The organism is Laspinema sp. D2d (assembly GCF_025370755.1).
GTDB lineage: Bacteria > Cyanobacteriota > Cyanobacteriia > Cyanobacteriales > Laspinemataceae > Laspinema.
In genome coordinates, this window is sequence record NZ_JAMXFC010000027.1 from 19,094 (window position 1) to 33,586 (window position 14,493).

The following is a 14,493-nucleotide window of genomic DNA, read 5'->3' on the forward strand; positions in this document are numbered from 1 at the left end:
AGATGGAGAGGGATTCTAGGGGTTAACGGCTTTTACCGTTATTCTGGTCAATTTCAGTTGAATCTCAGGCCCATTTTCTGCTTTGCCGGGGTTAGGTTCTGGGCAGGAAGACCCGGGAATGTGTGGAGAACAGATCTACTCTTAAAGTCCGAAGGGTTTGGACCTATTCCTGGTTTCTGCTCCCCTTGATCTAATCCTGACCCGGAAGCGATCGCTCATCTTGGACATCGAGGTATTAATCAACGTCCAGGATGTTGTGTCTCATGAAAGATTTCTATACTTTTCTATTCTAGCCATGAGATTTTTTCCAGAGCCTTTACAGTTGACGGATAGTGTTTTTACTATTCTGCGCGATTTGATTCATGAACGGACGGGTTTATACTACGACAATGATAAGCGGGAAATTTTAGCAGATAAACTGACTCCTCGCGTAATTGATCGCGGGTTAAATTCATTTTTAGATTATTACTATCTGCTGAAATACGATGCGATCGCTACCAATGAATGGAAGTCGGTCCTGGATGTTCTTTCAGTCCCGGAGACCTTCTTTTGGAGAGAAAACGATGCATTAACCGCTCTGGTTGAGGTGTTGTTACCCCAATATTTGGCGGAGCGTCGAGAGATGGTTGCTCGGGGGGGTTCTTACTCGCTTTCTTCCAAACCCCTGCGAATTTGGAGTGCTGCCTGTGCTACGGGAGAAGAACCCCTTTCCATTGTGATGGCATTGGAGGAAGGGGGATGGTTTGAACGCTTACCCATTGAATTGTATGCGTCTGATGCCGCTAGCGTGGCGATCGCCAAAGCTCAAACGGGAGTTTATCGAGAGCGGTCTTTCCGCAATTTTTCGGCATCCCTCCAAGAGAAATACTTTACCAAATCAGAATTCGGTTGGCAAGTCTGTTCTTCCCTGCATAAGCGTATTCAATGGAGTCTTGCCAATTTAATGAATGAGTCAGAAATTGAACGATTCAGTCAAGCTGATATCATTTTTTGCCGGAATGTATTTATCTATTTCTCACCAGATTCGATTCGGAAAACTGTTGATTATTTTTATCAGAAGATGCCCAGTCGTGCTTATTTATTTTTAGGGTCTTCTGAATCGCTGCTCAAACTGAATAGCGATTTTGATTTACGAGAAATAGGCGGTGCTTTTGTGTATGTTAAGGAGAAAGTTATTAAAGGGTAAAGGGCGAAAAATTAGGATATGTGGTTACTCATCCTTTAAATTAAAAAGAAGCAAATTGAATAATTTCTATTTTTAAGCCAAAAAAGGATTAAGCTGTTCAGCATTTCAATTGGGTGTTTGTAGAGAGCAAGATGTAAAGCAAGTAGGCAGGCTTCCAGGCATCACGCACAGGCTGTTTGTTGCGATCGCGAATGCACTCCAAAGGGTTCCTAATTTTCTAATCTCTAATTTAGACAAGTAACAGCTTAAATTAAGTCCAATTCATTAACATCAAGGGTTCAATCAATGGAGAGCTATATGAAGAAAGTTGTACGAGTTTTGGTCGTAGATGATTCAGCTTATGTCCGCAAGGTGGTCAAGCAAATGTTATCCCGTTCTCCCTTTATTGAAGTGGTAGGAACGTCCCGAGATGGTGCAGAAGCATTGGAGGCGATCGAACACCTCAACCCCGATGTGGTGACTTTAGACTTGATCATGCCGGAAATGGACGGGGTGGAATTCTTGCATAAACAAATGGCTCGTCGTCCCATTCCGGTGGTGATTATTAGTATTGCGAGTGAAGGGGGTGAACAGGTACTGGCTGCACTGGATGCGGGGGCGGTTGACTTCTTACAAAAGCCTACGGCGTTGGCAAATGAAAAGATTTTTGAGATTAGCAATGAGTTGATTGAAAAGGTGAAAGCGGCTGCTAATGTGCCCCTGAATCGCCTGCCGGTGATGTCGGAACGACCGATTCAATTGAGCAAGGCGATACCTTCTTCCCCCTCATCTGGGGTGGTGGACCTCGTGGCGATCGGAATTTCTACCGGGGGTCCCCAGGCCCTAGCTTTTTTAATCGGTCAGTTGCCTGCGGATTTACCTGTCCCTGTGGCGATCGTGTTACATATGCCTGTGGGTTATACCGCAATGTATGCCAAACGGCTGAATGAGATGTCGTTGATCAAGGTTGTAGAAGCTTCCGAAGGGGATGTACTTGAACCAGGGGTTGTGTTTGTCGCTGCGGCGGGACGGCATTTGACGTTTGTTCGCCACAGTGATGGCACGGTGAGGACGCATCTGGATGCTCGCCCGTTCGATACACTGCATCGTCCCTCGGTGGATGTGATGTTTCAATCCGCAGCGGAGATATATGGCGATCGCGTTTTGGGGGTGGTGATGACAGGGATGGGTTCCGATGGCACTCAAGGTTCGGCTTGGATTAAATCTCGTGGCGGATCCATTTTTACCGAAGCGGAGGAAAGTTGTATTGTCTATGGAATGCCGCGATCGGTTGTCGAAGCGGGCTTAAGTGACCGCTCTTTGCCTTTAGATGGCATGGCACAGGCGATTCTTGACCGGCTGTAATGGTCCACCGGGGTTGTTTCTTGTGAGGGCAAGGAAACGCCCCAAAGGGGTTCGGCAGTTGGGTTAGTTTCGGGTTCATCCGAAAAACTGTTGACTCGGGTTTCTCTGAAATTTCTGTTCTGGCGATCGATGACGAGGACATTTCAATTCCTCCATTTAGGGTCTCTCATTTCAGGGTTGAGAATTTAGGGTTTAGGGCGGTCATACCCCAGCGGGTTTTCAGGGAATATTACCCTTAACCATTTTGGATACTGGCCTTAGCCATTTAATTAGCAACATAGAGGTGAACAATGCTACTGACTGAAACACAAAAAAATGGATTAACTGAATTTACCAAAATGGCCTTAGCCCGACGCACTGCTGCCTCCCTTTCAGAACTGATTGGTTTCCCAGTCGTCGTCCAGGTCTCTAATGTTTCCCTCCAGCCGCTCAGTGGATTGGTCCCTGAATTTTCCGAACTTTTACCGAACCAAGTGGCAACAATTCATCAATTGTTTACGGGTTCTATCACCGGGGATGCTCTATTGTTAGTCGATTATTACTATGCCTTGATGTTGTCTAATGTATTCAGGCATGATTCGGATATCCTCCCTCATCGCCTCGATGCTTCAGCTTGTGAGATTTTAACTGAAGTCGGAAATATTGTTTTAAATGCTTATTTAGGGATGTTAAGCAAAATGCTTCAGCGACAACTTTCGTTTTCTATTCCCTGCTTTGATATTGAAGAACTCGTTTCCCTGACTGACTCTCTCACCATTGGCAAGAATGAATTTCGGTATGCTCTTGTGGTGGAGACTTTGTTACAATTTCATGATAAATCTGTACCGACTCATCTCGTTTTTGTATCCGGTGTTGTTTCTATTTCCTGTTTAATTAAAGCGATTGAAACTTGGGCCTCTCTTTCGGTTTCTTGTTCCTAGTATTGTATGAAATTTCTCGCGCTTTCCAAATTTTTCAAGTCTTTTCTAGCGCTACAATCAGGCGAAGAAATGATGTCTGGCTTCCCAGTCAATCCGGGGTTTCATCCCTACTATGTTTTAAATAAACAGTTCGGCAATAACTAAAAGAGTTTTTGTTGAAAAAAGCGAGCATTTCCGATATTTTTAACCTAAAAATACATGAAATAGCTCGCTTATTTAATAGAAAAAGACCTCTTAAGCAATTTTGGCTTGATTTTTTTGAACCCCTTTCTCAAAGCCTATTGGCTTGAGAGAATTTTCCCAAAAGCATAGTCCATTGATAGACTAATTTTAACTCAATTAAATGAGCTAAGTTGCAACGGAGAAATTGGAGAACTTCTTCTCGGCCTTGAGCACCTGTTTGACTTAAATTTTCCTTTGAATTTATAGCGAACTGCTCGGTAAACTACATGATAATCTACATCAACTCCGCAGGCTTCTTTCAACCAAGATTGAATCTCTCCATAACTGTTAAACCCTTCGTCGCTTTGAATTCTTAATTTCAGTTTTTCTAGGGCCTCGGCGGGAATGGTAATGGGTCTCCCAGCGGGTTTATAAACTTTGAGTAATCCCTCTAATCCTTCATGTTTGTATTTCTGAAACCAGCGATAGAGGGTTGAAGTATCTCTCGATAGCAGCCTTGAAAGGGATTCTAAGGTGGTGACTTTACCAGATTTTAGCAAGTACAATGCGTGTAGTCTTTCTTTTTTTTGAGCGTTCGTCTCTTTTTTGAAACGAGTTTTGAGTTCATCTGCTGGTTCTTTGATATCTAACTTGAGGGTGTTCGCCATTTTACAATCGCTCTAATTAAAATAACTCCAGCTTAATTTTGGCGAGATTAACACAAACCAGGAACTCGCCCTCGCTGCTATAAAAACAGTCGCAGGCATCCTCGCGGTTGCGATCGCCTTGAATAGTTCATGACGGTTCGTGATCGGGTTAAGTCCGCATCCGGTTGACCTAGGGTACTCTCTACTCAATGAATCAGCAGCGGGTCAATCCGGAATGGGTAGGGACGTAGGCATCTTTTCCTTATCCCATTTGTGGATTAAAATCAAATGCTACCCATATCTTATTCTCGACAGCCCGATGAGTCAATGGCAATCTGTCGCTACAATCACCCTTATCCTAAACTGGCTGTTTAGCTTTTTCTCATAGCAATTTCACCCCACCCGAGGTAACGCGGGTGAGGTGCTGTGGTTAAATTAGGCTTGATCCGGCGAGTCTTCTGTGCCAGGTGCGATCGCGGACCCTGCAACCAGATTACCCTCCTCTTGGATCTAATCTCTTAAAAAATGATTAAATTTACAGCAATCGCGCATCTTCTTGGGGATTGAGGACCCAGTAGAGGCAATCCCCCCGGAATGACCTCTACAGACTTTCTCCTCATGCCTAAAGCTTCTTCTAAGCTGCCACCAGTTCTTTCCCTTGCTCGGTGGTTGCCCAAGTTTTGTAATCTAATAATAACTGTTGCATTAATCCTTGTTTCATTTTCAGGAGGACATTTCCGAGTAAATTATTCCCCGTACTTTGAATCATGGATTTCGGCATCATCGAAAACGGTGGGGGTAGGTAAATGGTTAATCCTAACTCCGCATCCCCTCCTAAATAAGTCTTCCCTTGATTGCGATAGGCTTCCATTGTCCCACTCAGTTCTAACTGAAAGTGTTCATTAATGGTTTCAATCCCACGCAAATTACAGCCTACGGATTCTAAACAAATTGTACCATCCCCATCCGCCCAAACTTTCATGTCTACGGTGGGTTCGATTTTTAAACTAAAAAAGTTTAAGGGGCGCATTCTGAGGCGGTAGCAATTGCTACTTAACTGTTCGATGCAGCTTGGATCTGCGATCGCCCTAACAATTCGTTCAGGGGACTGCAAATACCTCTCAATCTCTACAGGTTGCTGTGGAACAGCCAGATCAACCGATTGGGTGGCAACAAACTGATAGTACATGGGAGAAGACTCTATGAATATTTGTTAAGCGGGTTTCATAAACCTTACAGTAGTTTACACCTATTGGCAATATTTTCTATGTACCCCAGGGCTGAACTCGCGATCGGCCTCTATCCCTTATGCGGAGGGTGTATTCGGGGACAGCACTTGACCCCCCAGCGCCAACTCCGACTCGGTGGCATCCGATGCCCAATGACGATAATCCAGCAACAACTGGTACATCAACCGTTGTTTAATCGTCAGCAACACACTCTTCAGCAATCCATTCCCTGTAGTTTCTAATAAAGATTTCGGGGCCATCCACAAGGGCGGTGGCAAATCTACTTCTACGACTAAATCCGCTTTTCCCTTCAAATAAGTGACCCCCCCTTCTTCCACTGGGGAAAGTTTCCCTACCAGATCCAGGCAAAAGCGGCGATCGATATATTCAATCCCTCGGATTTCACTCCCCACGGAAACCAAATGCACAGTTCCATCGGGTTTTGCCCAGACTCGGAGATCTACCGTCGGTTGAATCCGCAGCATCATAAATTCTAAGGGACGCATTTTTAATCTAAACCGCTCTTTCCCTAATTGTTCAGTGCGCGTCGGATCCACCAGCGCCTGAATTAACCGTTGGGGTTGCCGTAGATAATGTTGAATCGGAACAGGTTGCACGGGAACAGGTATGGACACAGATTGAGAGGCGACAAACCGGATATTATGCATGGGGGTTAAACTCAGGTTGAGGTTTCTTAATCACTACGCTATCAAAATTTACATTTATTTAACAAAGTGTAAACTTTCCTAGCTCAGGCTTTATTTTGGGCCATTTGGTGATTAAATACGGGAAATGACCCAGGCTATCTGTAGAATAACCGCTTTAACTTGCCGTTAATCTTACTCTATTTCTGAGAAACCCCCTCAAAAACTTAACGGATTGGGATAATCTCACCGATGAAAGTTTGACCAGCACACCCAGGGAAGTAGACCCAACTTTTTGGAGCTTTCTGGTGTTCACCCTTTTGCTATTTTTCAAAAAGAACTGAGTTAACTGAGGAAACCTGCGATGACTGTATCCATTGCCTATTTAGGGCCTCCAGGCACCTATTCTGAAGCGGCAGCTCTAGCTTATGTGGACCAGTTGCAGCAAGATACAGGGGAGGACTGTCTGTTATGTCCCTATCCCAGTATCTCCCAAACGTTACGCGCTGTTGCCCGATCGCAGGCTCAACGGGCAGTGGTCCCCGTGGAAAATTCCCTGGAAGGGAGTGTACCGATGACTTTAGATGCCATTTGGCAGTTAGATAGTCTGCAAATTCAACGGGCTCTGGTGTTGCCGATTTCCCATGCGCTGATTTCACCTGTCCCCGAGTTGTCAGCGATCAAAACGGTGTATTCTCATCCCCAAGCGTTAGCTCAATGTCAGGGATGGTTGGAACAGTTTCTCCCGGCGGTACAGTTAATTCCCACGAATTCTACAACGGAGGCGGTGCAACAGTTAGAAGGCGATCGCTTCGCTGCGGCGATTTCTTCTCAACGCGCTGCTGAACTTTACGATCTCCCCATCATCGCTTTTCCGATTAATGATCGCCCGGATAACTGCACTCGCTTTTGGGTAGTGAGTTTACAACCGTCTCCCGGGGGGGCTTATACCTCGTTGGGGTTTAGTGTCCCCGCGAATCTTCCCGGCGCGCTGTCTCAACCGCTCCAAGTCTTTGCCAGTCGGGGGATTAATTTAAGTCGGATTGAATCTCGTCCAACAAAGCGATCGCTCGGGGAATATTTGTTTTTTCTCGATTTAGAATGCGATTCTCGAAAATCCTCGGTGGAATCAGCATTCCAGGAATTACGCTCCCATACGGAGACGCTGAAAATTTTTGGCAGTTACGATTTTGTCGCGATTAAGTCGGATTAGGGGATGTCTCCTGGGGGTTGGTCAGGTTAGGATAGGCAGCATCTATCTCGAATCCTGACCTAAAGGGGTTCCACCCAATTAAAACGGTAGGTTTTCGTCAAAAAAAAGACCCCGCTCGGAGCTGTTGAGCGAGGTTCTCATGTGGTGTGAGAAGTGAACGTTATTGTTCTCTATAAAAAGAGTAGTCAGCAGATATGGCAGTGTTATGGCGATCGCATGACTAAAGGATGTCATTTCTTCCCGGGGCGATCGTCATCGGAGATGTAACCCTTCTGATCTAGTTTATGGATGCAACCAATCCGGTTCCGGGTCTGACTCCCTGGTGTGGCGATGGGGATAGATCGATAAACCTATTCTACCTTCCTTTAACCCTTTGAGAAGCTGGAGGATTTCAGCTTTACCCTGATTATGTATTCAATGGTTCAAGGCATTCCGGCATTACCCGATCTGACTCATGCTGATGAATTGATGCAGTTTGGCGATCGCATTCTCAGTCTATCCGTAGGCTTAGGAATTTTTTTAGTGGTTTTCGGATTGGCGATCGCTGCTATCAAATGGACTTACCGACAACCCGAACCCCCCTTCCCCCTCCTCGAAGATTGGGTAGGCGGTTATTTAGTTTTGCTCCACAAGTTACCCCATTTTATTTTAATTCTCGCCTTTTTAATCGGGGGATTCTTTTTATCCTCGACCTTAGCCAATCGCTATCATCACTGGGAACAATCCCGGGTTCAAGAGATAGCTGCCAGCGTTTCAGGAGAACGACTGGAACAGCCTTCTCCTCGGATTCGCTATGTGGTTGAAGAACCGTACAAATACAGCAATTGGATTAATGGTCAGTTAGTTGAAATCCAGGATACCCAAGAAGTCAATCGTTTCCTGGCCCTCTCGGGTTCAGAAATTTCCGTCACCCTTAATCAATCAACAGATGTTAGCAATAACAAAGCCATTTATCTGGCTGAATTTGAAGCAGAATACCAAGTGATTAACTCCCTGAGAGAACCTCGGAATTTTTTCTTTGAAATTCCTGCTCCTTATGGTTATTCCCTACTCCAAAACTTTAAAGTAGAGCGGGATGGGGAGCGGATGCTCCAAATTAATCCGGGAGATTATGGTTTTCCGTTCTCCTTACAACCTGGGGAAGAAACGCGCTTTCGGGTGACTTACAAGGCTCAAGGAGGACCTCGATGGGTTTACAATTCCCAAGGTGAGTCCCTCTCTAATTTCCGCCTCACCGCATTAGCAAATTTTCCCACAGCTGATTTTGCCAGTGGGATTATCCCAACCGCCACGAACCAAGAACGTTCGGGGACGCGCTTTAGTTGGGTGTTTGAAGATAATGTATCGGTTCGCGATCCGTTTGGGGTTTTTACTGCAACAGAGACGGTCCGTAAGACAGGGGTGCTGCCTCGGTTACTGTTGTTAGCACCGGGGGTATTTTTGTGGTGGATTGTCCTGCTTTATCTCTCGGTCCCGATGCGTCTGGTGGATGTCTCCCTGGCGGGGGGTCTATTTTTTGCAGGATTGTTGAGTTTGACTTATTTTAGTCGGGTGATGGATGTTACCCTGGCTTGGCTGTTGCTTTCTCTCATCCTGTTGCTGTTGGTATGGGGTTTGGGAAATCAGAAGCGCGCTTCGTTAGCTGCACTGATTTGTACCTTTACTGGAGCAGTTCTGCCAATCTGGGGATTAGTTGGCGGCTATACGGGTCTAACGTTGAGTGTTGCTGGATTGCTGTCCGTGGTTTGGCTGGCCCTTCGCCATTGGTATGGAGGAGTGGGACGGTTGAGATTTTAGAAACTTAGAAATCGAGAGATGTTGGATTTTAGAGGCGATCGCCGATCTAAAATCCAATATCCAAAGGCTTTGCTCACTCATTCAGGGTGTCTTTGAGGACGGTCCGTGCGGCCAAATGAGAGCGCGTGGAGGTGAGAATCTCTGATTCGCGTTCCAGTCGGGCTCCGGTATCTAACATTTCCAGAAGGGATTGCTGTTCGGCAGCGACGCCATAGAGATTACTGGCGACCCAATAGGAGAGTTCCACGGGGAGATCGGGGATGTCGTCGGGAAGTTCGATGGTTTGATCCATGAGTTTGCCAGAAAGACGGACCACATCTCTTAAGAGCCGATCAACTTCACTGGCGAGGGGTCGGAGGTCTTCCTCGGGGGGTTGATCTTCGAGCCACTCGACTAACCCAACGAGATAGGGTTTTTCTCGGACATATTCTAGGACTCGAAACCTCTGCTGGCCGAGGGTGAGCATTTTCATCCGGTCGTCGGGGAGTCGGACATATTGCAGAATTTCCGCACAGCACCCGATGGAGCTGGGTTGACCTTTGACGGGATCCCACATAAGTACCCCAAATCTGCGATCGCTCTCCAAAATGGTGTTCATCATAATTCGGTAGCGAAACTCGAAAATATGCAGGGGGAGGGGTCTGCCGGGAAAGAGTACGACTTCAGGTAAGGGAAATAAGGGGAGTTCTCGAACGGCGATCGAGGAGGAGGATTGCATTATGCCTCAGTTCAAAAAGTAACTTCGCTTTTATCTTAGCTGATAGGTTTGAACTGAACATTCCAGCACCCGCCGATCGCCGGTCCACCCTCCCGACTGAGTGAGGATTTTTTGATAATTTTTTGATTTAAAAGCTTGACTTTTTTAAAGTGTTATGTTAGGAAAATTTCAATTTTAAGGAAAGTTTTTTAAGCGTAATTAGAATTTTAAAGAATTTTAATAGATTGAAAGGCGATCGCTTTTAAGGTTGGTCTCCGCTTAAATGTTTAAAAAAGGAGAATTCTGAGTTCTCCTTTTTTAAAAGTATAGATAAAACAGTCCGCTGTAATGCCAGAAGCGAGGCGCTGGATTTATGCAGACCGTGCGATCGGCTGAGGAAGACCTTTAGAGTTTGACTTCAATATCTACACCGGCAGGCAAATCGAGTTTCATCAGCGCATCAATCGTCTTAGAAGACGGTTGATAGATATCGATAATGCGGCGGTGAGTACGAGTTTCAAAATGCTCCCGGGAATCTTTATCCACGTGGGGAGAACGGAGTAAACAGTAAATACGTCGGTTCGTCGGTAAAGGAATAGGGCCGACGGCTGTGGCGTTGGTCCGATTCGCGGTATCTACGATTTTTTCGCAGGAAGTATCCAGCAATCTGCGATCGAAGGCTTTTAGACGAATACGAATTTTTTGCTGTTGTAAGGTAGCCATTGATTTTTAGTTGTCTAGGTTCGGTTAATAAATGGGTCATTTGACCCGTGACAGACACAAGCAGAGCAGAAAAGCTTCTCAAGTTGGGATAGCTTTTCTGCTCTACCGTCAATCAGGACGCTTCTGCCTTAAAAGGCAGGAGCGCCCTAAGCCGGTTTACTTCTTGGCTGCTGCTGGTTGGTCGAGGATTTTAGAGACCACACCCGCGCCGACGGTCCGTCCACCTTCACGGATGGCGAAGCGCATCCCTTGTTCAATGGCGATCGGGTTGATTAGTTCAACCGTCATCTTGATCCGGTCTCCGGGCATGACCATTTCCACTTCGTCTCCTTCGTCGGAGGTGAAGGCTTTAATGGTTCCGGTCACGTCAGTCGTCCGAACATAGAACTGAGGACGATAGCCAGAGAAGAACGGTGTATGACGGCCCCCTTCTTCCTTCTTGAGAATATACACTTCAGATTCAAACTGAGTGTGAGGCGTAATCGAACCGGGTTTAGCAATCACCATCCCACGCTCGATATCTGCCTTTTGGATACCCCGGAGCAGGACCCCGACGTTATCTCCAGCCAGACCTTCTTCCAGGATTTTTTGGAACATTTCCACCCCAGTCACCGTGGTGCTGCGAGTGTTTTTGATTCCAACCAATTCCACGGTTTCGCCGACTTTGACCTTACCGCGTTCGATCCGACCCGTGGCAACAGTTCCCCGACCCGTAATGGAGAAGACGTCTTCTACCGCCATCAAGAAGGGCTTATCGATCGCCCGTTCCGGAGTCGGAATGTAAGCATCCACTTCATCCATCAAGGCGTAGATTTTATCAACCCACTCATTGTCACCTTTCTTGAGACCCGGAGTTTTGGTCAAGGCTTCTAGGGCCAACAGACCAGAACCGGAAACAATCGGAATATCATCACCGGGGAAATCGTAGGAGCTCAGGAGTTCGCGAACTTCCAGTTCCACGAGTTCCAGGAGTTCTTCATCATCAACTTGGTCTTGTTTGTTCAAGAAGACGACGATATTCGGAACCCCCACCTGTTTTGCCAACAGAATGTGTTCCCGGGTCTGAGGCATAGGGCCATCAGCAGCGGACACCACCAGGATAGCGCCATCCATTTGGGCAGCTCCGGTGATCATGTTTTTCACATAGTCAGCGTGACCCGGGCAGTCAACGTGGGCATAGTGACGATCAGTGGTTTCGTATTCCACGTGAGCGGTGTTAATCGTGATCCCCCGTTGTTTTTCTTCGGGAGCAGCATCGATTTCATCGTACTTTCTGGCTTTGGCTTGACCCAGAGCAGCAAGAGTCAGAGTAATTGCTGCGGTCAGGGTCGTTTTACCGTGGTCAACGTGACCGATCGTACCGATGTTAACGTGGGGTTTATTCCGTTCAAACTTTGCGCGTGCCATGTCTTCTCTAGTTCCTTTCTCAATCGTTCATTGTTCATTGTTCATTGTTCATTGTTCATTGGGAAAAAGCAATGAACAATGAACCGTGAACAAATGAACTACTATTATGCGTTCCCTTTACTCTTGGCGATGATGGGTTCAGCCACGTTGCGAGGCACCTCTTCATAGCGGCTAAACTCCATCGTAAAGATACCTCGGCCTTGGGTTTTAGACCGGATATCCGTGGCATAGCCAAACATTTCTGCTAATGGAACTTTAGCAGTCACCTTGGCAATTCCTTGCTCGGAGCCCATTCCTTCGATTTGGCCCCGGCGGGAATTGAGGTCGCCCATTACGTCCCCGAGATAGTTCTCGGGAACTTCTACCTCAACCTTCATCATAGGCTCTAACAGAACGGGTGACGCTTTCATCACCCCTTCTTTAATTGCCATAGAGCCAGCAATTTTAAAGGCCATTTCCGAGGAGTCAACATCGTGGTAGGAACCATCTACCAACGTGGCCTTGATGTCAATCATGGGGTAGCCTGCTAAAATCCCAGATTCGCAGGCTTCTTTCATCCCTTGTTCTGCGGGGGAGATGTACTCTTTAGGTACGGTTCCGCCCACAATTTTCGAGACAAACTCAAATCCGGTACCTGGCTCACCCGGTTCGATCTGGATGACGACGTGACCGTACTGACCTTTACCACCGCTTTGGCGAATAAATTTGCCTTCAGCTTTGACGGCTTTCCGAATCGTTTCTCGGTAAGCAACTTGGGGTGCACCCACGTTCGCTTCTACCTTAAACTCGCGCAACATCCGATCCACCAGAATTTCGAGGTGGAGTTCACCCATCCCGGCAATCACGGTTTGATTGGTTTCGGCATCAATGCTCACCCGGAAGGTGGGGTCTTCTTGGGACAAGGATTGCAGTGCTTTCGACAGCTTCTCCATGTCTTGCTTGGTCTTGGGTTCCACCGCCACGGAGATCACGGGTTCCGGAATGAACAGGGATTCCAGAATCACCGGACTATCCGGGGTACAGATGGTATCGCCGGTGAAGGTGTCTTTCAAACCGACAGCGGCACCCAAGTCCCCAGCTCGCAGTTCATCGACTTCAATCCGCTCGTCGGCTTTCATGACAATCAGGCGGGAAATCCGTTCTTTCTTATCCTTGGTGGAGTTGAGAACGTAACTGCCTTTTTCCAGAACGCCGGAATAGACCCGAATAAAGGTCAGACGTCCATAAGGATCGGCCATGATTTTGAAGGCTAATGCCGAGAGGGGAGCCTTGTCATCGGCACTGCGAGTGATTTCTTCCCCATTGGGCAAGGTTCCCTGAATCGGAGGCACGTCAATGGGAGCGGGTAGATAATCTACCACGGCATCCAATAGGAGCTGTACCCCTTTGTTCTTAAAGGCCGAACCGCACATGGTGGGGACGATCTTACCGCTAATGGTTCCTTGGCGTAATGCTTTGACGATTTCTTCCTCGGTGAATTCTTCACCTTCGAGGTATTTTTCGGTCAACACATCGCTCATATCTGCCACGGCTTCAACGAGCTTGGTGCGATATTTTTGAGCCAGTTCCATTAGGTCATCGGGAATCTCGGTCTCTTGGATATCAGTACCCGTATCATTGGTGTAGATCCGAGCCTTCATTCCTACCAAGTCGATGATGCCAGAGAATTGGTCTTCGCTGCCGATCGGGAGTTGGATCGCTACGGCATTAGTCCGCATCCGATCGCAAATCTGATCGTAAACCTTGTAGAAATTCGCCCCAGTGCGGTCCATCTTGTTGATAAACGCGATGCGCGGCACTTTATAGCGATCGGCTTGACGCCACACGGTTTCGGATTGCGGCTGAACTCCACCCACGGAGCAGAAGACGGCAATCACGCCGTCCAGTACACGCATGGAGCGCTCCACTTCAATGGTGAAGTCTACGTGACCGGGGGTGTCAATAATGTTGATCTGGTTGTCTTTCCAACTGGTGGTGATGGCAGCAGCCGTGATGGTAATGCCCCGCTCTCGCTCTTGCTCCATCCAGTCTGTCACGGTGTTGCCATCATGCACCTCACCGATTTTGTGAACCACACCGGAATAAAACAGAATCCGCTCCGTCGTTGTGGTCTTGCCCGCATCGATGTGGGCGGCGATTCCTATGTTTCGCACTTTCTCAAGCGGGACAGTACGTGCCACAGCTACCTCCTTGTTTGTGTTGCCGCAATTATCTTTGAATGATGCGTTAAACGCACTTTGATGTTCGTGCCTTTCCAAGCCTCCGGCACAATCCTCGATTCTACTTCACCAGACGCTTGGCGGTTTTACTGTTTAGACGCTTGGCGATTCTATTTCCTAAGCGCTTGACGATCGCGCTGGGAATGTCGCGTTCGACTTTCAGTAAGTCTTAGGGTTGAATGGGGTTGGGTGACCCGCCGTTTGCTGAAACGGGCTAACGTCATTTCACCGACTTACCTTCCCGAGAAGACAACACCTAAAAATTCTCCTCGGGTTGCGAAGTCACTCGCTGTTATTTTTTTAAG

At 47.2% G+C, this 14,493-nt stretch carries 12 protein-coding genes; 5 read left to right on the top strand and 7 right to left on the bottom strand.

Going from position 1 to position 14,493, the window contains the following annotated elements; translation table 11 throughout:
• The first annotated feature begins 157 nt into the window (after window positions 1-157).
• The 3 genes from NG796_RS17670 (at window position 158) to NG796_RS17680 (ending at window position 3,450) form a co-directional block, all read left to right on the top strand.
• Window positions 158-1,186: a CheR family methyltransferase gene (locus NG796_RS17670; protein ID WP_261208196.1), complete on the top strand. Its 1,029-nt coding sequence runs from the start codon at window positions 158-160 to the stop codon at window positions 1,184-1,186.
• Between the two features lie 297 nt (window positions 1,187-1,483).
• Complete coding sequence (locus NG796_RS17675; protein WP_261208197.1) at window positions 1,484-2,530, top strand: chemotaxis response regulator protein-glutamate methylesterase; 1,047 nt, start codon at window positions 1,484-1,486, stop codon at window positions 2,528-2,530.
• 290 nt (window positions 2,531-2,820) lie between these two features.
• Entirely contained in the window at window positions 2,821-3,450 is a 630-nt protein-coding gene (locus NG796_RS17680) for a chemotaxis protein CheC (protein WP_261208198.1), read from the top strand.
• A gap of 335 nt (window positions 3,451-3,785) precedes the next feature.
• Here the strand turns inward: NG796_RS17680 and NG796_RS17685 are convergent, their stop codons facing one another.
• The 3 genes from NG796_RS17685 to NG796_RS17695 form a co-directional block, all read right to left on the bottom strand.
• A complete protein-coding gene (locus tag NG796_RS17685; protein ID WP_261208199.1) occupies window positions 3,786-4,280 on the bottom strand; it encodes a helix-turn-helix domain-containing protein in 495 nt (164 codons plus the stop codon).
• A gap of 613 nt (window positions 4,281-4,893) precedes the next feature.
• Complete coding sequence (locus tag NG796_RS17690) at window positions 4,894-5,448, bottom strand: DUF1997 domain-containing protein (protein WP_261208200.1); 555 nt, start codon at window positions 5,446-5,448, stop codon at window positions 4,894-4,896.
• A gap of 117 nt (window positions 5,449-5,565) precedes the next feature.
• Window positions 5,566-6,156, bottom strand: a complete 591-nt coding sequence (locus tag NG796_RS17695; protein ID WP_261208201.1) for a DUF1997 domain-containing protein — start codon at window positions 6,154-6,156, stop codon at window positions 5,566-5,568.
• 340 nt (window positions 6,157-6,496) lie between these two features.
• Between NG796_RS17695 and pheA the strand changes: the two genes are divergently transcribed.
• Together pheA and NG796_RS17705 are read left to right on the top strand one after the other, a co-directional pair.
• Window positions 6,497-7,345 carry a prephenate dehydratase gene (gene pheA, locus NG796_RS17700; RefSeq protein ID WP_261208202.1) on the top strand — a complete coding sequence of 283 codons (849 nt, stop codon included), beginning with the start codon at window positions 6,497-6,499 and terminating at the stop codon, window positions 7,343-7,345.
• Window positions 7,346-7,753: 408 nt separating this feature from the next.
• Complete coding sequence (locus NG796_RS17705; protein ID WP_261208203.1) at window positions 7,754-9,142, top strand: hypothetical protein; 1,389 nt, start codon at window positions 7,754-7,756, stop codon at window positions 9,140-9,142.
• A 73-nt stretch (window positions 9,143-9,215) separates the two neighbouring features.
• Here NG796_RS17705 and NG796_RS17710 read toward each other — a convergent pair whose 3' ends face one another.
• The 4 genes from NG796_RS17710 to fusA form a co-directional block, all read right to left on the bottom strand.
• Window positions 9,216-9,860, bottom strand: a complete 645-nt coding sequence (locus tag NG796_RS17710; protein ID WP_015150338.1) for an LON peptidase substrate-binding domain-containing protein — start codon at window positions 9,858-9,860, stop codon at window positions 9,216-9,218.
• A gap of 384 nt (window positions 9,861-10,244) precedes the next feature.
• A complete protein-coding gene (gene rpsJ, locus NG796_RS17715; RefSeq protein ID WP_015150337.1) occupies window positions 10,245-10,562 on the bottom strand; it encodes a 30S ribosomal protein S10 in 318 nt (105 codons plus the stop codon).
• A gap of 156 nt (window positions 10,563-10,718) precedes the next feature.
• Window positions 10,719-11,969 carry an elongation factor Tu gene (gene tuf / locus NG796_RS17720; RefSeq protein ID WP_261208204.1) on the bottom strand — a complete coding sequence of 417 codons (1,251 nt, stop codon included), beginning with the start codon at window positions 11,967-11,969 and terminating at the stop codon, window positions 10,719-10,721.
• 104 nt (window positions 11,970-12,073) lie between these two features.
• Window positions 12,074-14,149: an elongation factor G gene (gene fusA / locus NG796_RS17725; RefSeq protein ID WP_261208205.1), complete on the bottom strand. Its 2,076-nt coding sequence runs from the start codon at window positions 14,147-14,149 to the stop codon at window positions 12,074-12,076.
• Window positions 14,150-14,493 lie beyond the last annotated feature (344 nt).

What these genes read in the sequence shown, in the direction of transcription:
- NG796_RS17675 (WP_261208197.1), top strand. Translation starts at nt 1,484, where the DNA reads ATGAAGAAAGTTGTACGAGTTTTGGTCGTAGATGATTCAGCTTATGTC.
- NG796_RS17680 (WP_261208198.1), top strand. Translation starts at nt 2,821, where the DNA reads ATGCTACTGACTGAAACACAAAAAAATGGATTAACTGAATTTACCAAA.
- NG796_RS17685 (WP_261208199.1), bottom strand. Translation starts at nt 4,280, where the DNA reads ATGGCGAACACCCTCAAGTTAGATATCAAAGAACCAGCAGATGAACTC.
- NG796_RS17690 (WP_261208200.1), bottom strand. Translation starts at nt 5,448, where the DNA reads ATGTACTATCAGTTTGTTGCCACCCAATCGGTTGATCTGGCTGTTCCA.
- NG796_RS17695 (WP_261208201.1), bottom strand. Translation starts at nt 6,156, where the DNA reads ATGCATAATATCCGGTTTGTCGCCTCTCAATCTGTGTCCATACCTGTT.
- pheA (WP_261208202.1), top strand. Translation starts at nt 6,497, where the DNA reads ATGACTGTATCCATTGCCTATTTAGGGCCTCCAGGCACCTATTCTGAA.
- NG796_RS17705 (WP_261208203.1), top strand. Translation starts at nt 7,754, where the DNA reads ATGTATTCAATGGTTCAAGGCATTCCGGCATTACCCGATCTGACTCAT.
- NG796_RS17710 (WP_015150338.1), bottom strand. Translation starts at nt 9,860, where the DNA reads ATGCAATCCTCCTCCTCGATCGCCGTTCGAGAACTCCCCTTATTTCCC.
- rpsJ (WP_015150337.1), bottom strand. Translation starts at nt 10,562, where the DNA reads ATGGCTACCTTACAACAGCAAAAAATTCGTATTCGTCTAAAAGCCTTC.
- tuf (WP_261208204.1), bottom strand. Translation starts at nt 11,969, where the DNA reads ATGGCACGCGCAAAGTTTGAACGGAATAAACCCCACGTTAACATCGGT.